Origin of the sequence: Oceanobacillus rekensis (genome assembly GCF_002153375.1) — a bacterium.
In the GTDB taxonomy this organism is placed as follows: domain Bacteria; phylum Bacillota; class Bacilli; order Bacillales; family Amphibacillaceae; genus Oceanobacillus; species Oceanobacillus rekensis.
Map to the genome: position 1 here is coordinate 403,663 of NZ_MTBQ01000002.1, position 17,799 is coordinate 421,461.

General features: G+C 38.0%; 19 protein-coding genes, 1 pseudogene and 1 riboswitch. Of the genes and pseudogenes, 13 read left to right on the forward strand and 7 right to left on the reverse strand.

Annotated features, from left to right (window positions below; translation table 11 throughout):
* Window positions 1–337 precede the first annotated feature (337 nt).
* The 6 genes from BV906_RS19390 to BV906_RS05865 all read right to left on the reverse strand — a co-directional run bounded on the left by BV906_RS19390 (window position 338) and on the right by BV906_RS05865 (window position 4,623).
* Window positions 338–478 (reverse strand): hypothetical protein, encoded by a 141-nt coding sequence (locus tag BV906_RS19390; RefSeq protein ID WP_176330277.1) that lies wholly within the window; start codon window positions 476–478, stop codon window positions 338–340.
* Between the two features lie 185 nt (window positions 479–663).
* Window positions 664–1,032, reverse strand: coding sequence for a MaoC family dehydratase (locus BV906_RS05845; RefSeq protein WP_087972502.1), 369 nt, complete (start codon window positions 1,030–1,032; stop codon window positions 664–666).
* A gap of 11 nt (window positions 1,033–1,043) precedes the next feature.
* Entirely contained in the window at window positions 1,044–1,451 is a 408-nt protein-coding gene (locus tag BV906_RS05850) for an FAS1-like dehydratase domain-containing protein (RefSeq protein WP_087972503.1), read from the reverse strand.
* Window positions 1,448–2,593 carry a thiolase family protein gene (locus tag BV906_RS05855; RefSeq protein ID WP_087972504.1) on the reverse strand — a complete coding sequence of 382 codons (1,146 nt, stop codon included), beginning with the start codon at window positions 2,591–2,593 and terminating at the stop codon, window positions 1,448–1,450. The genes BV906_RS05850 and BV906_RS05855 overlap by 4 nt, the downstream gene beginning before the upstream one ends.
* Window positions 2,590–4,041 carry an AMP-binding protein gene (locus BV906_RS05860; RefSeq protein WP_087972505.1) on the reverse strand — a complete coding sequence of 484 codons (1,452 nt, stop codon included), beginning with the start codon at window positions 4,039–4,041 and terminating at the stop codon, window positions 2,590–2,592. Before BV906_RS05860 ends, BV906_RS05855 begins: the two co-directional genes overlap by 4 nt.
* On the reverse strand, window positions 4,042–4,623 hold the full coding sequence (locus BV906_RS05865; RefSeq protein WP_087972506.1) for a biotin transporter BioY: 582 nt from the start codon (window positions 4,621–4,623) through the stop codon (window positions 4,042–4,044).
* Between the two features lie 369 nt (window positions 4,624–4,992).
* Between BV906_RS05865 and BV906_RS05870 the strand changes: the two genes are divergently transcribed.
* Window positions 4,993–5,262: a hypothetical protein gene (locus BV906_RS05870; protein ID WP_087972507.1), complete on the forward strand. Its 270-nt coding sequence runs from the start codon at window positions 4,993–4,995 to the stop codon at window positions 5,260–5,262.
* A gap of 101 nt (window positions 5,263–5,363) precedes the next feature.
* Here BV906_RS05870 and BV906_RS05875 read toward each other — a convergent pair whose 3' ends face one another.
* A complete protein-coding gene (locus BV906_RS05875) occupies window positions 5,364–6,134 on the reverse strand; it encodes a DUF2268 domain-containing putative Zn-dependent protease (protein ID WP_087972508.1) in 771 nt (256 codons plus the stop codon).
* 161 nt (window positions 6,135–6,295) lie between these two features.
* Between BV906_RS05875 and BV906_RS05880 the strand changes: the two genes are divergently transcribed.
* The 12 genes and pseudogenes from BV906_RS05880 (at window position 6,296) to BV906_RS05940 (ending at window position 17,731) form a co-directional block, all read left to right on the forward strand.
* Entirely contained in the window at window positions 6,296–6,520 is a 225-nt protein-coding gene (locus BV906_RS05880) for a YppG family protein (protein ID WP_087972509.1), read from the forward strand.
* 457 nt (window positions 6,521–6,977) lie between these two features.
* On the forward strand, window positions 6,978–7,436 hold the full coding sequence (locus BV906_RS05890) for a class D sortase (RefSeq protein WP_342744352.1): 459 nt from the start codon (window positions 6,978–6,980) through the stop codon (window positions 7,434–7,436).
* Window positions 7,437–7,540: 104 nt separating this feature from the next.
* A riboswitch (purine riboswitch) is annotated at window positions 7,541–7,641 on the forward strand.
* A gap of 92 nt (window positions 7,642–7,733) precedes the next feature.
* On the forward strand, window positions 7,734–9,029 hold the full coding sequence (locus tag BV906_RS05895; protein ID WP_087972511.1) for an NCS2 family permease: 1,296 nt from the start codon (window positions 7,734–7,736) through the stop codon (window positions 9,027–9,029).
* A 14-nt stretch (window positions 9,030–9,043) separates the two neighbouring features.
* Window positions 9,044–9,196, forward strand: a pseudogene (locus BV906_RS19775) (class D sortase); the annotation flags it as partial.
* Between the two features lie 508 nt (window positions 9,197–9,704).
* Window positions 9,705–11,015, forward strand: coding sequence for an ABC transporter substrate-binding protein (locus tag BV906_RS05905; protein WP_425435172.1), 1,311 nt, complete (start codon window positions 9,705–9,707; stop codon window positions 11,013–11,015).
* 89 nt (window positions 11,016–11,104) lie between these two features.
* Window positions 11,105–11,965: a carbohydrate ABC transporter permease gene (locus BV906_RS05910; RefSeq protein ID WP_087972512.1), complete on the forward strand. Its 861-nt coding sequence runs from the start codon at window positions 11,105–11,107 to the stop codon at window positions 11,963–11,965.
* Entirely contained in the window at window positions 11,965–12,783 is an 819-nt protein-coding gene (locus tag BV906_RS05915) for a carbohydrate ABC transporter permease (RefSeq protein WP_087972513.1), read from the forward strand. The genes BV906_RS05910 and BV906_RS05915 overlap by 1 nt, the downstream gene beginning before the upstream one ends.
* Window positions 12,784–12,823: 40 nt before the next feature.
* The gene (locus BV906_RS05920; protein ID WP_087972514.1) at window positions 12,824–13,864 is read left to right on the forward strand and encodes a LacI family DNA-binding transcriptional regulator; all 1,041 of its coding nucleotides are present in this window, start codon (window positions 12,824–12,826) and stop codon (window positions 13,862–13,864) included.
* Window positions 13,865–13,930: 66 nt separating this feature from the next.
* Complete coding sequence (locus tag BV906_RS05925; protein ID WP_176330292.1) at window positions 13,931–14,650, forward strand: ThuA domain-containing protein; 720 nt, start codon at window positions 13,931–13,933, stop codon at window positions 14,648–14,650.
* Between the two features lie 26 nt (window positions 14,651–14,676).
* Window positions 14,677–15,708 (forward strand): Gfo/Idh/MocA family protein, encoded by a 1,032-nt coding sequence (locus BV906_RS05930; RefSeq protein ID WP_087972516.1) that lies wholly within the window; start codon window positions 14,677–14,679, stop codon window positions 15,706–15,708.
* A gap of 5 nt (window positions 15,709–15,713) precedes the next feature.
* Complete coding sequence (locus BV906_RS05935) at window positions 15,714–16,748, forward strand: Gfo/Idh/MocA family protein (RefSeq protein ID WP_087972517.1); 1,035 nt, start codon at window positions 15,714–15,716, stop codon at window positions 16,746–16,748.
* Between the two features lie 14 nt (window positions 16,749–16,762).
* On the forward strand, window positions 16,763–17,731 hold the full coding sequence (locus tag BV906_RS05940; RefSeq protein WP_087972518.1) for a sugar phosphate isomerase/epimerase family protein: 969 nt from the start codon (window positions 16,763–16,765) through the stop codon (window positions 17,729–17,731).
* Window positions 17,732–17,799 lie beyond the last annotated feature (68 nt).

Sequence of the window (17,799 nt, forward strand, 5' to 3'; positions counted from 1 at the left end):
AAGCCTTTATGCTTAAGATGCAGTCACTATTTTGTGCGACTAGTAGTGGTAAATGGCGCTAAGCGTTTGAATAATAAAATTATGTAATTTGTTGGTAAGCCGTATGCCTTAATAGATCACTTCCGGTTTAATAACGGGGTTCCTTATTTATAAAAAGTTTAGGTAGTCTATTTCTGATGAATATATTAGCTAATCTTTTTTGTGAATAATAAGTTATATAGCTTTACAATCTTACGTTCATTTTGGTTAGATTTATCCCAATGAACAGCTTGAACTACCTTGAGCCCACCTAGTTGTCCTACCAATTGTGGTTGTATATAATATCGTATTTTATCTTTTAATTATCTTCCTTTACTTCCACCGCCAAGTTACTCGCAATCCAGCGTTTTGCGATAGTATCTTCAATTTCATAAACTTTACCCGCACGCAAAAGTTCCCCATGGTATGCCGTTTGCACGTTCATTTTTACTTTTATCACGTTACATTCTCCTTTTTTACACATAATAATTAATTATACATGAAAAAGACGCCCTATTGTTTTAGGAACGTCATAAATATTAATAATTTATTATCATGCTAAGTGCCAGAATGTCAAATAGTAATTAGATTGAATTTTATCGGCATTAAACAGAAGTATGCAAACAAGCAGCCTCTCATGTCCAACTATCGAAATCTCATATTTCCTTTTATTACGATTTTTCCATTTTGATTTTCCCCAAGAATTTTAATTTCATTAGACGACAATACAGAGCCCGTTACGGTTAATTGATCATTTACATATACGGGTGCTATTAATTTCATTTGATAGGATTGGATCATCTGCGTTCTACCAAGTAAAGGTGATACTAGCCTAGTACTGATAGCCATTGTTAGCATTCCGTGTACAACCTTTTGTGGGAAACCCGCTTGCTGAGCGGCGTCGATAGACATGTGAATTGGGTTTAAGTCCTGCGAAACTTTTGCATAGTTTTCGACCATTTTATCTGTTATTGGAATCATGATTGTTTTTGGAAAAAATGCCTGCAAATTCATGTGGATTATCGTCACCCCAATTCAAGCATAAGTGTTGTATTACTTGTTGCAACTGATTTATTATCTTGGTTAATACGTAATTCATGTTTTGAAAACAGCTTATTTCCCTTTTGCCGAACTTTTAATACGGCAATTTGACAATGATACACTTGATTAGCTACCAAGGGTTCCTCGTAATAGAATTCTTGCTCCGTTTGAACCACTGGTGATTGGTTTGATAGCCATGGGATGTCAATACGTTGCCAAAACAAAGTAGGATAAGTCACAGGTAGAACTAAATCGTCATATCCAGCGTTTCGTGCTGCTTCCGGGTTATGAAATATTGGATTTTCTTCTCCAATTGCTTCTGAGTATAGGCGTATGTCATCCCTCGTGACTTTGATAGCAACGGCCTCTGTTACGAATCCTTCTTGAATCATGAGCTTTCATACCTTTCAAATAATGTAGCAAGTCCTAAGCCACCACCAATGCCAAGTGTAGCTATGGCATATTTGCCTTTAAGGCGTTCCATTTCAGTACATAAGCGTGTGACAAGGATTGCTCCTGATGCGCCATAAGGATGGCCAAAGGCAAGTGCTCCGCCACCGACATTTAATTTGTCCTCAGGGATATCAAGTTCCCGTATGGAAGCCAATACCTGAGAAGCAAATGCTTCATTAAATTCTACTAAATCTATATCTTCAATGCTTAATTTTGTTCTTTTTAATAGTTTTTTCACGGCGGGAATTGGACCGATTCCGAGTAGATTTGGGTCGACACCTGCACTTGTTGCATCAATAAATTTCAAAAGAGGCTTGAGACCAAGCTCAAGGCATTTTTGCTCGGACATAATCAGTACAGCAGAAGCTCCATCATTCACCGGACAAGCATTGCCAGGCGTCACTGTTCCATCTTCTTTAAAAATCGGTCGTAACTTAGCGAGTGTCTTCAATGTTAACCCGGGACGTGGACATTCATCCTCATTTTTCCCCTGCAGTACAACCATCTCATTTGAAAAACGATCTGAATCTCTTGCTGCGACTGCTTTCTGATGGCTATTGTATGCGAATACGTCTTGTTCGGAACGTGAAATTTGATATGCTTCTGCAACGTTTTCAGCAGCTATTCCCATATCAGGATCGCCAATGGATTCAGGAGAAAATTGAGCACGTGTAAATAGTGTTGGCGTCCCGTATAGAGAGGTCGGCTTTTCCATCTTCCATGGTGCAAGGCTTGAGCTTTCGATTCCACCCGCGATATAGATGTCGCCAGCACCGGCTTGAATATTCCGGCATGCTATGTGGATTGCTTCTAGCCCGGATCCACATTGGCGGTCAACGGTAACTGCAGGAACCTCGACTGGAATGCCAGCAGTTAAAGCAGTAAGCCGTGCAATGTTTCCTCCAGGTCCAACAGCATTCCCCAGAATTACTTCATCAATAGAACGAGGATTGATTCGGCTTTCAGCTATTAGTTCCTGAATTACAGCGGCTCCCAATTTTTCAGGGGGCATGTTTTTAAATATCCCGCCTATTTTGCCAACTGCAGTTCGCTTTGCTTGTACAATGACCGGTGTGTTCATGATGTATACCTCGCAATCTGTAATTCGACGTCCTTTCGGGAAATCTTTCCTGTAGAAGTATAAGGAAAATGGTCCACTTCATGAAATTCCTTTGGGCATTTATAGGTAGCAAGATGTGTTTTGCAATGCGCTTTTAATTTTTCTAATTCCGCTTGATGTTTCCATTTAACCAGTGCGATTGCCTTTTGTCCCCAATAATCATCAGTGACACCAATAACGACTAACTCTTGAACCGACTCTATTTCTTTCATTACTTTTTCTACTTCTTCCGGGTAAATATTCAGCCCGCCACTGATAAGCATATTTTTCTTTCTGCCTATAACGGTGAGAATTCCTGTATCATCAATAAAACCTAAATCACCAACCGTTGCGCCATGTTTTGTTAATACGTTGCTTGTTTCTTCGGGATTATTCACATACCCAGTAAATAAAAAATCACTTTCAATAAATATTTCACCAATTTCACCATTTGGAACTTGTTGCATTTCCTGATCACGTATCGTTATTTTGACACTTGGAAATGGTTTTCCAACGCTATCCGGATGCTGCTGTGTCACTGCATTGGATGCATAAGTAATAAAACTTAATTCAGACGCACCAAAATATTCGTAGACAACACTGTTAGGAAAAGAGTGCTGTAGTTTCGTTCTCAATTCAGGATGAAGCTTTGCACCAGATAAGAGAAAGGTGATTCTTTTTTGGATTGGATACACGGTTTGCTGTAAGAATCTGTGAATCATCGTTGGCACCGCATAAACGACTGTAGCTTCACTGTCATTTAAAACTTCAGGATTAAAAGTTGCTGTCAGTTGGAATGTGGCGCCAATATGTAATGCGTGTGTTGCTGCAAATAGGGATAATGAATGACACAAAGGACCTGGTGCAAGCATGATATCCTCCTGATTATATTGAAATACGTTTTCAGCAACAGCAAAGCTCGTTAACCAGGATTCATGGTTTCTAATAAAACCCTTTGGTGTGCCGGTTGACCCGGAAGTGAAGCCGAGATAGAAGGGTTTATTGCTATTTTCATTCCATTCGCAAACCATCTTATTTGGAGATGGCTTTTTCAATGTTTCTATCTCGTAAGATTTTTCAAAGATTGTTGATAAGCTTCGAGGAAAATGCTTGCTCGTGATGATTATATCCGGCTCTGCAGTTTGCATGATTCCTACAAATTCCCTTTTACTCCATTTTGGATCAAAGGGAATGGCAATCCATCCTAGTGTTATAACAGCAAAATATAATTCAAGGAAAGCTGGCTCATTGCCAATTAAAATGGCTACCTTTTGTGGATTACTTTCACGCTTCAAAGACAGTAAGTGCTGCTGTATCTGGCATATATTACGATGAAATTCAGTATAGGTAATCACCTGATCTTCATATAAAATTGCGGGTTTCTCTGGATTTCTAAGTGTCATTTCTTTTATGTTTTTTCCAATTCCCAATTAACTCACCTGCTTTAAATGTTTGCCCTTTTTAGGCTTTTGAATCTTTAATAATGGATATACTTTGTTGATTTTTAATGTAATATAACCAGCAACGAATACCTTTGTTAAATCCCCTGGCAAGAAGGCTAAGGCAGAGAGAGCGGTAGGAATCCATGGAAGGTTTCCTATGAAAGACAAGTATGTAATACCACATGCATAAACAAGCACAATACCACCAATAAAGTTAAATAATATAATTTTAGATAAATTTAATTTGTGCCAGTTTCTTTCCACAAGATATCCAATGGTTCCCGCGGCTATTGGCCAACTCATAATGTAGCCCCCACCAGGACCAATCAATACACCCAGTCCTCCTCTTGCTCCACTAAGTAATGGTACGCCAATCCCAACAAGTGCTATAAACAGAAGCAGACTTAAACTCCCCCGTCGTGCACCTAGAACGCCGCCTGCTAACATGACCCCAAGTGTTTGGGCTGTTATTGGCACTGGACTGAATGGAAGCGGGATAGGTGGGAAAAATCCGAGAACACCGATAATTGCTGCAAATAAAGCAATGTACATCATATCCTGTAATTTCATTTATATAACCTCCAATATTCTTAATTCATTAATAACTAGAATATATAGAAATAAATCTATTGTCAACTTAAGATTAATACGGGTGACATACTAATGAATTATTGAGTGCAGGATTTTAAAGCAATACGTTGCCGAATGTATTGGATGGTATATAAATAAAAAGTAACCACCCTATACTAGATTGATAGCATATAGTGTGGTTACTTTGCTAGGGATATCCGATAAACTATATCCTTCACAATTAGTTTTATTATAGTAAACTGTTCCATCGCTATGCTGTTCAGCTATTACCCTGATATATCCATCCCTTACGACAATTGGATAACATACATATAATGCTAAGGACTAAATTTTAGATGGAGGTATAACATGTCAGTTGGTTATTATCATGGCTTATGTAACCGCTATAGAGGCAGGGCAGTTGAAATAAGAACACGTGATGGAAGAAGTCATAGGGGAATTATTCAGAGAGTTGACAATCGTAACGTATATGTGCGTCCAATTGGTCGAGGCGGTGGTTTAGGTGGCTTTGGTTATGGATTCTTCGGTGGTTATGGCAGATATCGTCCAGGATTCGGCTATGGAATTGCTTTAGGGGCTATAGGAACCTTAGCTTTACTACCATTTTTCTTCTGGTAAAGCATTTAATTTTCGGCACAGTTATGAAAGTAAAAATCAAAACAGACAACCGTTTCCGTCTGTTTTGATTTGCCTATTAAAAAATGTGTGTTTTGAACAATCTATATCATTTTATCTGATGATGTACCTAGTAGATCTTTAGTTGTTAAATGGTTTGCTTCCATATATTTCTGTATCAGATAATATCCGCTGCAATATCCGAGCATCTTCGGATAAAATCGTAATCCATATAATATATCCCAATGCTTCGGATGGTTTTGTGGAAGGTCTTTATAAGGAAATACCATTTTAGTCCACATATGTTCCAGTTCCCCGCTTGTATAATACGATGTCCATTTTGCCGTATAGTCTTCACCTAAGCTTTCCTTGACGGAACTCTCTGCCAATCCTTCTAAAATGATAGTATCCAGCAATACATAATCCTTTTCGTCTTTGGAGAAATGGGCTAGCCGACAAATATGGTTATACTCATGTGTGAATAACGCTTTTATTTCTTTTTCAGTATTAGCCTCAGAAATAAATAAAAATAATTTATTTCTAAATGCCAAGCCGGATTTCCCATTAAAGTTCTGTTTCATATCTCGGTTGTTTGCATCAGATGGAAAAATAAAAATTGGGATATTCGGTCCATTCCATAACAGCTGAAGCTTGAGCGCTTCCTTTTTTACAATGCTCCAGACTCGGTTATCCTGCATCTTTTGAATTACTTCTCTACCATTGTCAGATGGCATGCGATACATACCATGCAAGACTAAATGGTGATAAATCTCTGAGGGGGAAACATCATCAAAGTAATCCATTGTCTTTTTACATAGGGCGATGGGGTCTTCATAGGTTTCGAGCAGCCATTTATCTGTTTCCATCACAAGCATATTATGCACTCCCTGTTTCGTACTATTTCATACAATATGCATTCCTTTGGAGAAAAGTTTACAGAGTAGAAAGTTTTATGATGAAGCAGGACAGATAGCTCTTCATAAACCGTACCGATTGAATAACATATATAAGATACTAAAATGGAGGTGTTATAAATATGTTTCCTGAACGACCGAGACGACCAATGTTCCCTGATCGGTACGGAAGACATGCACAAAGAAAACAGCCTACCCTGAAATCTAATTTATTGTCTATGATTCAATCGGATGATGGAAATCTGGATTTCGAAAAAATTTCAACAACTTATAATCAACTAAATAAAATATATGGGCAGGTAAGTCCAATGATCAGTCCGGTGATAGCTAAATTCACCAAAAAGTAACTTTAGAATATTTTATTATAATGGTTATTTTTTAAAGAGATGAACTCTAGTTTTTCGTGCTGGCAAAATCTTAAACTGCGAAGTAACTGCTGTTTGATTTCTATCAATATGTAGAAACTTCGGCGACCGCTCTGGGAAATATACTTCGCGCACCTTAAGGTGGCTGGTGAGCCTCTTCATTCTAACGCATTTCAGAGTCTCACCTATGCCCTTTCCTCCCGCAGGAGTTTTCGTATATTTCCCAGAGCTGGTTAAAGGTTTACAAACTATTAACTGCATTAGTGCTTGTTATAAACAACCCATCCAAGCAGCTTTAACGAATGGTGGTGCTTTTAAAAAAAGATTGACGACTTTTGGCATTCTGTATAATCATTTCATAAAGATTCGCAATTTTAGTGAAATGAGGAGAGCGAAGTGAAAAAGTGGGCAGCAATTATTCTTGTATTGGTGTTGTTTATTGGGGGTTTGCCACAGAAAACAGAGGCAAAGCAGTTATCCAGAGTTACCGGCAGTTGGTGAAGAGATTGGTGAGTTGTATATACCCAAGCTTAAAGCGGCAATGCCCATATACCACGGGACGACCGAAGATGAGTTGGAAAAAGGAGTAGGTCATTTCGCAGGCAGCGTACTTTCGGAGGAGACAGATAATTCTGTTTTATCAGGGCATCGTGACACTGTATTTCGCCGGCTTGGCGAGGTCGGTGTAAATGATGTGTTGGCTGTTACAACGTCAGCCGGAAAGTTCACATACCGAGTGAGAAAAACACGGATTGTGGATGCAGATGATCGTACTGTAATCGTACCAAAGCCCCGTGCTATCTTAACAGTTTCCACTTGCTATCCATTTAATTTTATAGGATCAGCACCGGAGCGTTTTGTATTGGAGGCTTATTTGATAGAGCATGTGGAAGGATGAAAAAATGCCGTTCCAAAGGTCAGAACTAAGAGACCTTTTGGAACGGCTTTGTTATTTTATCATTGTCGAGAGGAGGTTGATTTGTTATCATTTCTCTGTTATGTATAAAAATTATAGCTACACCTTGTATAAGTTCAAGAATATGGCTTGAACGTTTCTACCAGCTACCTTAAAAAGCTTGTCTACAAGGAATGGGGAAGTGGAAATGTTCTCTGTACCTTCGTGGATTTGACTTTAACATGCTTATGGTAGCCAAGGTTTATAATGTTCATGTTACAAAATAGGAGATGGAACATCATGAAAAACTTCTTTCAATTTACAGAAAGAAATACGACATATAAAACAGAAACATTGGCAGGAGTGACAACCTTCCTTTCTGTAGCTTATATTTTAGTTGTAAATCCGCTTATACTTAGTCAAGCAGGTATGGATCAAGGGGCTGTATTTACGGCAACGGCCCTTACAGCTATCATTGGCAGTCTGCTTATTGGTATACTTGCTAATTATCCAATTGCTATTGCACCAAGTATGGGATTGAATTCATTTTTCACTTTTTCTGTATGTATCGGGATGGGGATTGAATGGCAAGTAGCCTTAACGGGTGTCTTCATTGCAGGAATTATTTTTATGATATTAAGTTTGATGAAAATACGGGAAAAGATTATTAATGTCATTCCTGAGAATTTAAAGTATGCGATTGCTTCTGGGATAGGTTTTTTCATAGCATTTATCGGATTGAAAAATGCAGGAATGGTTGTTTCTAATCCAGATACTTTTGTTACGGTTGGTGACTTAACATCTCCCATGACACTGCTCGCCGTGTTTGGACTTGTCATTACAATATTTATGCTCGTACGTGGAATCAATGGGGCAATCTTTTATGGCATGGTTTTGACAACTATTATTGGGATGGTTGCTGGATTAATTGATGTTCCTTCTTCCATTATTGGAAAAATACCAAGTCTGGAACCAACGTTTGGTGTTGTTTTCTTCAATTTAAATGAAATTTTCACACTGGAATTACTAGCGGTTGTCTTTACCTTTTTAATTGTTGCCTTTTTTGATACGGCTGGTGCATTGATCGCACTCGCCAGTCAAGCAGGATTTATGAAAAACAATCAAATCCCGAACGCAGGAAAAGCACTTCTTTCCGATTCCTCTGCTGCAGTGATTGGATCCATATTGGGGACCTCAACACCAGCTACAAGTGTAGAGTCTTCTGCTGGTATTGCGATCGGGGGGCGTACTGGTTTTACGTCTATCATTATAGCGGCCTGTTTTGCGATTGCCTTATTCTTCTCGCCAATTCTTGCAGTTATTACGACAGAGGTTACAGCACCTGCATTAATTGTTGTAGGGTCATTAATGGCAATGCAAATAAGCAGGATAGATTGGAATAAATTAGAGGTAGTGATTCCATCTTTTATAACAATTATCATGATGCCACTTACTTCCAGTGTAGCCACGGGGATTGCTCTTGGTTTTATTCTTTATCCACTAACTTTAGTAGCTCAAAAGCGCTATAAAGAAATTCATCCTATTATGTATGTGCTTTGCTTATTGTTTATTTTATACTTTGCTTTTGTGGTGTAGGATTTCCATAAACACGGATTGTGGATGCAGATGATCGTACCGTAATCGTACCGAAGCCCCGTACTACTATCCCAACAGTATCCATTTGTTACCCATTTAATTTCATAGGATCAGCACCGGAGCGTTTTGTATTGGAGGCGTATTTGATAAAGCATGTGGAAGGATGAAAAATGCCGTTCCAAGGGTTAGAACTCGGGCCCTTTTGGTACGGTTTTTTGCTTTTTCGTGATAAACGAGGTACAACCCAGCACGGATTTAACCTAATAATAATGTAAGGCATAATACACCTTGCTTAAAGATATAAACTTTTATGCAAACGATTTACCTGCTGGATTATGAATTATTAGTGGTACATATGATCCAGTATAAGAAACTTTTATTAAATCCGGTGAAACGAAAGTAGTAAGGGATAAACCCTTTACCAGATCTACTAATCATTTAGTTTGGTAGCGCTTAATATTTTTCTGAAAAACTATTGCTCTTTTAAAAAACATATGATATTATTCAGTTAATTAATGCAAACGTTTTCCCGACGTTGCATTTAAGTGGCTATTGATATATAGGCTACTAGAGTCAGTAATGGAATTGAAACTTCTAATACTAGAAATTTTATTTTTTAGCATTAATTGTAATCGGTTTCATTATGAGGGAAAATAAATTTAAGGGGTGGATAAATTGAAGAACAAATCATTTCTATCGAAAATCTTTATGGCAATTGTCCTTTCTAGTATTTTAATCGTAGCTGGTTGTTCAACAGCGGAAACAGAATCTGAAAGTGAAGGAGAATCCTCAGGAGATAAAGTAGCCGTAGATATTTTCCAATTTAAAGTAGAGTTCAAAGACCAATTTGAAGAAATTATTGCTTTGTATGAAGAAGAAAATTCAGATGTTGAAATGTCTGTCCAAACGGTAGGCGGCGGGAATGATTATGCAGCTTCACTGAAATCACAAATGGCATCAGGAAAAGAGCCGGTTATATTTAATATAGGTGGACCTACTGATGTGGAAGAATATAGAGAATACTTAACAGATCTATCCGATACAGAGGCAGCTTCATTAGCTCTGGAAGGTACATTAAATGGAATTGAGGAAGATGGTAAAGTTTGGGGGCTTCCTTTCGCACAAGAAGGCTACGGTCTAATCTATAATAAAGAAATTATTGAAAAAGCTGGTATCAACCCTGAAGAGCTGACAACGTTTGAAGCTCTTGAAGAAGCCATAGCTACAATTGACAGCCAAAAGGAGGAACTTGGCTTGGAAGCCGCTTTTGCATTACCTGCTAAGGAATTGTGGGTAATGGGAAATCACTTGGCAAACCATTATATCGCACCTGAATTTAACAGCGATATCATGGCGGCATATGAAGCGGAAACAATTAATTTTGAATATGGCGATCAAATGAAAAGAATGCTAGACCTGCAAAATCAATATTCTGTACAGCCTGTATTGAGTTTGGATTATTCACAACAGGTAGAGCAATTATTCTCGCTAGGAAAGGTTGCTATGATTCAACAAGGAAACTGGGTATATCCAACAATTGATCAAATGGATGCGGAACTTGCTGAAAACAATATTGGTATGATTCCAATGCCATTTGAAGGTGACTTAAGTGATCACTTGCCTGTTGGTGTGCCACAGTATTGGGTTGTAAATAAAAACGCAAGTGAAGAACAACAACAAGCAGCCAAAGATTTTCTTGATTGGATGTATACTTCCGACATTGGAAAAGACTTTGTATTAAATGAATTCAAGTTTGTTCCTGCATATGAAGGGTATGATTCAGAAAAAATCGCAGACCCACTTTCTAAAGTGGTGTACGACTATTCTTCAGAAGGAAAAACAATTGGCTGGACCTTTATGTCCACACCGGTTGGTTGGAATGAGGATGTTCTTGCAGCCAACTTCCAACGTTATATAAGCGGTGATATGGAGTGGCAAGAAGTCCTTGATGAAGCAAAAGCAGCTTGGGAAAAATCTCGTCAATAAATAATTTATGTAACAGCCAACAAAATATAAAGTTTCATTTTGTTGGCTGTATTTCATTCATAGAAAGCTGAATATGGAGGTGCTCTTAAATGAAAAGTAGGAGCGTATCATTCTGGTTGTTTCTAACTCCAACCTTACTCGCCTTAACACTCGTTGTCTTTTTTCCATTTATATATGGATTTATTTTCTCGTTTACGGACTGGAATGGTTTAACTGCATCAGAATTTATTGGGTTCTCCAATTATATTGATGCATTCAAGGATAAAGAATTTCTCGATGCCATTATATTTACAATTATGTTTGCGATCGTTTCCATCATTCTCGTAAACATTATTGGATTAGGTTTGGCATTGTTGGTTACTCAAAAATTGAAATCAAGTAATTTACTACGAACTGTCTTTTTTATGCCTAACCTTATTGGTGGTTTAATACTTGGTTTTATTTGGCAATTTATTTTTGTGAGTGCTTTCGATGCTATCGGTAGTGTACTTGGTATTGAAGCATTGCAAGGTTGGTTATCGACAACAGAAACAGGATTCTGGGGATTGGTAATTCTTAATACGTGGCAGTATGCCGGTTATATTATGATTATTTATATTGCTTACTTAGAGAGTGTTCCTAAAGAGTTGATTGAAGCGGCAGAAATTGATGGAGCGAGTGCGTTTCAACGTTTTTGGAGAGTGAAATTTCCGCTCGTAGCACCGGCATTCACCATCAGTTTATTCCTGACACTTTCCAATGCATTTAAATTATACGATCAGAACCTTGCATTGACAAATGGTGGTCCATATAACTCCACACAAATGCTTGCTATGGAAATATATAATACAGCATTTAGTGATTATGATATGGCGTATGCACAATCGAAGGCAGTTATATTCTTTATACTTGTAGCTACAATTGCATTGACACAAGTTTATTTCAACAAGAAACGGGAGGTAGACTTATAATGAGGGGAAAAAGGAGAAGTAAAATCATACTTGAAATACTTGGTGTCCTTTTGGCCCTAATTTGGCTATCACCTTTTTACTTAATGATTGTTAATGCCTTTAAAACGAAAAACGGCATTTTTACCGATATATTGGGTCTACCTGAAGAGTGGACAGTAGATAATTTCAAACAGGCATTTATTGATTTGGATTTTTTAAGTTCGTTTACGAATTCAGTTATAGTATCTGTTGGTAGTGTCGCGCTAATTATTTTATTTTCATCGATGGCGGGGTATGCACTGGCAAGAAATAAAACGAAGTTAAGTGGAATTATCTTTATGGTATTTGTTGCAGCTATGTTAATTCCATTCCAATCGGTAATGATTCCGTTAATTTCAATATTTGGTGAAGTGAATATGTTGAATATTCAAGGGTTGATTTTCATGTATTTAGGCTTTGGGGCAAGTCTATCCATCTTCTTATATCATGGAGCAATGGCGAGTATTCCTGTCTCGCTTGATGAGGCAGCAACGATTGATGGTGCAAATAAATGGCAGGTATTTTGGAAAATAGTTTTTCCAATGTTAAAACCAATTTCAGTAACCGTTATGATTCTGAATCTTATCTGGATCTGGAATGATTATTTGCTGCCATCACTTGTATTAAGTGCTGATACTGCAACATTACCATTAAAGATGTTTTTCTTTTTTGGACAATATACAAAACAATGGCATTTAGCTTTGGCTGGATTAACCATCGCGATTATTCCTGTTATTATCGTCTACTTTTTTGCTCAAAAGCATATTATTGAAGGTGTCACAGAAGGAGCTGTTAAGTAAATGGCACAAGCCTCTATAAATACACAAGGGGATGTAAACAATGGCTGTCACAATTAAAGATGTAGCAAAGCGGGCAAATGTTTCGCCATCAACTGTCTCCCGAGTGATAACGGACAGTAATAAAATTAGTGAAAAGACAAAGCGAAAAGTGCGTCAAGTCATGGAAGAAATGGGATATCACATAAATTTTAATGCCCGTGTACTTGTTCAAAAGTCAACACAGACAATTGGAATCGTTATGAAGCATTCAGCAAGCCACTCTCTGCATAATCCTTTTTTTCCAGAAGTACTGCGAGGAATCAGTGCTTTCTGTCATGAAAAAGATTACAGCATTTCATTGACTACTGGTAATTCAGAGAAATCTATTTTTAATGAGGTAGTAAAAATGGTTCAGGGAAGACGAGTGGATGGAGTAATTGTCCTTTATTCCAAAAAGGATGATAAAGTTGTTCCATATTTGATAAAACAAAACATTCCGTTCGCCGTCATTGGTAAACCATTAAGTGAGACCAATAAAATTATGTATGTCGATAATGATAATGTTCAGGCTTCTAAAGAAGCAACAGAGTTTCTGATCAAGCTTGGTCATCAAAGAATAAGTTTTATTGGTGATGATCCTGAATTCCAGGTGATTCAAGACAGGATAAATGGTTATCAAGAAGCTTTGAAGTTACATGAATTGGAAGTTACTGAGGATTACATTAAGAGTTTTGAATATGGAACAGCTAATGGTAAGCAGGTTGTGGAAGAGTTACTCAGCTTACCTGAAAAACCTACTGCGATGATTATATCAGCAGATGTAAATGCTTTGGTAGTAATGAAAGAATTGAGTAAAAGAGATATATATGTACCGAAAGATATGAGTATTATCAGTTTTAATAACACGATTATTTCGCAATTATCAACACCACCAATGACCTCCATTGATACCCAAACCTATCAACTAGGATATGAGGCATCAAAATGTGTCATTGAACTAATTGGTGATCCGGAAATGTTTAAGCGCAGTGTCATTATTCCTACAGTAATTGAAAATAGAGAAACAACTGCGATTTATAAAGGCAATGGAAAATATAATTGATATTTTATTGCACAAATAAATGCAAACGGTTGTCTAAAATGAGGTACAAAGAGGGAGAGATAGATGATGAAAGTCTTGGTATGGAATGAAAATCGCCACGAGAAAACAAATGCAATCGTTACAGAGATCTATCCGGAGGGAATACATGGCGCCATTGCTGAATTTCTACAAGATGATGACGTTCAGGTAAAAACAGCTACATTGGATGATGCACAGCATGGATTAACCGATGAAATATTAACCGATGCAGATGTTTTAGTATGGTGGGGACATTTAGCACATGATGAAGTTGCAGATGAAATCGTTGAAAAAGTAAAACAGCGTGTATTGGATGGAATGGGATTAATTGTCTTACACTCTGGCCATTTTTCTAAGATCTTCAAAAGCCTGATGGGAACATCATGTGACCTGAAGTGGCGCGAAGCAGGGGAGAAGGAGCGTATTTGGAACATTGACCCAACACATCCTATTACAGAGGGAGTTGGACAATATTTTGAATTGGAACAGGAAGAAATGTATGGTGAGCATTTCGATATTCCAACACCAGATGAATTAATTTTTGTTAGTTGGTTTGAAGGTGGAGAAGTTTTCCGTAGTGGTGCAACATTTAAACGAGGAAAAGGTAAAATATTCTATTTCAGACCTGGACATGAAACACATCCTACATATCACAATAAGGATGTACAACGTGTCATAAAAAATGCAGTTAAATGGGCAAATAATACAAACACACCAACACATGTATATGGGAATGCAAAACCGTTAGAAAATATCCTTGGAAGATAATGAAGATTAATAGGAGGAGTTTCATTATGTCAAAACTTCATGTCGCAGTCATTGGCTGTGGAAGCATCGCAAGACATCGTCATCTCGTAGAATACGCCAATCATCCGGAAGTTAAGATTGTAGCTGTATGTGATGCTGTGGAATCAAGAGTAAAAGAAACCGCTGAAATCTATAATGCAAAAGCATATACAAGTTACGAAGAATTGTTAACAATGGAGAAAATAGATGCAATAAGTGTCTGCCTGCCTAATTATTTACATGCACCTGTCAGTATTGCAGCTCTAAATAAAGGATGTCATGTTTTATGTGAAAAACCGATGGCAACATCCAGAGAAGAAGCGGAAGAAATGATCAAAGCAGCTGCATCAAATAATAAAAAACTAATGATTGGACATAATCAGCGATTTGTACCTTCCCATCAAAAGGCAAGAAAATTAATAGAACAAGGGGAAATAGGAAAGATCTACAGCTTCCGCACAACTTTTGGGCATGGGGGACCTGAAGGCTGGAGTGCAGATGGTACTGATAGCTGGTTCTTTAAGAAAGACCAGGCATTTATTGGTGCAATGGGAGACCTTGGTGTACACAAGGCAGATTTACTCCGTTATTTATTAAATGAAGAGTTTGTTCAAGTGGGGGCATTTGTTGAGACAAGTGCAAAGGAAAATACCAATGTGGATGATAATGCGACACTTATTTTAAAGACAAAAAGCGGGGTAATCGGTACACTTGCTGCAAGTTGGGCATACACAGCAAAAGAAGATAACTCTACCATTATTTATGGTGAAAATGCTACGTTGAGACTCGAAGACGACCCGCAATATTCCTTAGTTGTACACTATAAAAATGGTGAATCTGTATACTATGAATTGGGTGGTATCCAGTCCAATGCTGAAGGTGGTCAAACAACCACACATGTGATTGATCATTTCGTTGAGTCAATTCTAAAAGACTCGGAACCTTTGATTGATGGAGAAGAAGGTAAGAAATCGTTGGAGGTAATTCTAGGAGCATTGGAATCTGTCAAATCAAATAGCATTTATCATATGGAGAAGTGAAGGAAATGGTGAAGTTAAAGATGGGAATTATAGGTGTAGGGGGCATTGCTCAAAGCAGGCATATTCCAGCCTATCTTAAATTCCTCGAAAAGGTGGAACTGGTGGCGGTGCAGGATGTAAATCTTGTTCGTGCAAAAGAAGCAGCAAAAACATTTAACATTTCTAGAGTTTATACGGATTATCGAGAACTCTTTCAGGCAGTTGATGCGGTAACTATTTGTACACCAAATAAATTTCATGCGGAAATATCCATTGCAGCTCTGGAGGCTGGTGTCCATGTTTTTTGTGAGAAGCCAATGGCTATAACAGCTGCAGAATGTGTATCAATGCTTGCTGCATCAAGAAAAGCTAATAAAATTTTATCAATTGCATACCACTATCGCTTTATGGAAGCATCTATAGTGGCAAAAAAAGCGATGCAGGATATCGGTGAACCGTTAGTAACAAGAGTTCAGGCACTCAGACGCCGTAAAGTTCCAGGTTGGGGAGTATTTACGAACAAAGAAATGCAGGGTGGAGGTAGCTTAATTGATTGGGGCTGTCATTTTCTTGATCTATCCCTTTGGTTACTTGATGGACCACAACCAGTTGAGGTAATGGGTACTGTTTATAATCGATTAAGCAAAACACCAAACCAATTGAATGATTGGGGATTCATTGATTATGAAGCATTTAATGTCGATGATCATGTATCTGCTTATATCAAGTTTGAAAATAGCAGTTCCATGCTTTTTGAATGCTCTTGGGCCGCAAATATAAAAGATGATTCGACACATGTCAGTATTTCTGGTACAAAAAGTGGACTGAGTGTATTCCCATTTGAAATCTATCAACCTAAATATGGAAAAATGATGACAACCGAAGCAATGATGGAAGAAGATCCTAAACAGGTAGGAATCCTTCAGGCAACGAATTTTGTAGAAAGCTGTTTAGGTGAAGCTGAATTAATATCCAAACCAGAAGAGGCTTTGAAAGTTACGAAATTAATGGAAGCAATTTATGAAAGCAGTGAAGTTGGATCAAGTATAAAATTTTCTTGAAACGGGGGATAGAAATGAAACTAGGTGTATTTACCGTGTTATTTGCCGAAAAGCCATTGGAAGAAATGCTCGACTATGTTAAGAATGCAGGATTACAAGCAGTTGAAATAGGTACAGGAGGAAATCCCGGAACTGCCCACTGTAATGTCGATGAATTATTGGAAAGCGAACAAAAACGAAAAGATTTTAAAGATAAAATTACGTCAAGAGGTTTAACAATCAGTGCATTCAGCTGTCATGATAATCCAATCTCTCCAAACAAACAGCATGCGAAAGCTTCCCATAACACCTTTTCGAAAACAGTTCGACTTGCGGAATTATTGGAAGTACCGGTCGTGAACACCTTCTCTGGCACTCCTGGATCCAATGAAGATTCCAAATATCCCAATTGGCCAGTTACGCCATGGCCAACGGAATACTCCGATATTCTAAAATGGCAATGGGAAGAAAAACTCATTCCGTATTGGAAGGAACAAGGACAATATGCGAAAGACCATGGTGTTAAAGTTGGCTTGGAACTGCATGCAGGATTTTTAGTGCACACCCCACACACCTTATTGAAATTGAGAGAAGCAACGAACGACGCAATTGGGGCCAATCTTGATCCAAGTCACTTATGGTGGCAGGGAATCGATCCGGTTGCAGCTATTAAAATTTTAGGCAGAGAAAATGCGATCCATCATTTTCATGCAAAAGATACATACATTGACCAGGACAATGTCAATATGTATGGATTGACAGATATGCAACCCTATTCTGCTGTTCAGACCCGCGCCTGGAGTTTCCGCTCTGTCGGTTATGGCCATAGTATCCAGGAATGGTCCAATATTGTAAGTGCATTAAGGACGTATGGTTATGACTATGTCATTAGTATCGAGCATGAGGATCCAATTATGTCGATTGATGAAGGATTTAAGGCCGCAGTTAAAAACCTAAAAGCCATCAATATCGAAGAATCACCTGCTGACATGTGGTGGGCATAAGTATAAATAGGGACTACCTATCAAGTTTATCTCTGTGCAGTTTAAGGACATAGATTTGAAAAGTATCT

What these genes read in the sequence shown, in the direction of transcription:
- BV906_RS05920 (WP_087972514.1), top strand. Translation starts at nt 12,824, where the DNA reads ATGGCTGTCACAATTAAAGATGTAGCAAAGCGGGCAAATGTTTCGCCA.
- BV906_RS05880 (WP_087972509.1), top strand. Translation starts at nt 6,296, where the DNA reads ATGTTTCCTGAACGACCGAGACGACCAATGTTCCCTGATCGGTACGGA.
- BV906_RS05855 (WP_087972504.1), bottom strand. Translation starts at nt 2,593, where the DNA reads ATGAACACACCGGTCATTGTACAAGCAAAGCGAACTGCAGTTGGCAAA.
- BV906_RS05915 (WP_087972513.1), top strand. Translation starts at nt 11,965, where the DNA reads ATGAGGGGAAAAAGGAGAAGTAAAATCATACTTGAAATACTTGGTGTC.
- BV906_RS05910 (WP_087972512.1), top strand. Translation starts at nt 11,105, where the DNA reads ATGAAAAGTAGGAGCGTATCATTCTGGTTGTTTCTAACTCCAACCTTA.
- BV906_RS05865 (WP_087972506.1), bottom strand. Translation starts at nt 4,623, where the DNA reads ATGAAATTACAGGATATGATGTACATTGCTTTATTTGCAGCAATTATC.
- BV906_RS05845 (WP_087972502.1), bottom strand. Translation starts at nt 1,032, where the DNA reads ATGAATTTGCAGGCATTTTTTCCAAAAACAATCATGATTCCAATAACA.
- BV906_RS05935 (WP_087972517.1), top strand. Translation starts at nt 15,714, where the DNA reads ATGGTGAAGTTAAAGATGGGAATTATAGGTGTAGGGGGCATTGCTCAA.
- BV906_RS05925 (WP_176330292.1), top strand. Translation starts at nt 13,931, where the DNA reads ATGAAAGTCTTGGTATGGAATGAAAATCGCCACGAGAAAACAAATGCA.
- BV906_RS05940 (WP_087972518.1), top strand. Translation starts at nt 16,763, where the DNA reads ATGAAACTAGGTGTATTTACCGTGTTATTTGCCGAAAAGCCATTGGAA.
- BV906_RS05870 (WP_087972507.1), top strand. Translation starts at nt 4,993, where the DNA reads ATGTCAGTTGGTTATTATCATGGCTTATGTAACCGCTATAGAGGCAGG.
- BV906_RS05930 (WP_087972516.1), top strand. Translation starts at nt 14,677, where the DNA reads ATGTCAAAACTTCATGTCGCAGTCATTGGCTGTGGAAGCATCGCAAGA.
- BV906_RS05895 (WP_087972511.1), top strand. Translation starts at nt 7,734, where the DNA reads ATGAAAAACTTCTTTCAATTTACAGAAAGAAATACGACATATAAAACA.
- BV906_RS05875 (WP_087972508.1), bottom strand. Translation starts at nt 6,134, where the DNA reads ATGCTTGTGATGGAAACAGATAAATGGCTGCTCGAAACCTATGAAGAC.
- BV906_RS05850 (WP_087972503.1), bottom strand. Translation starts at nt 1,451, where the DNA reads ATGATTCAAGAAGGATTCGTAACAGAGGCCGTTGCTATCAAAGTCACG.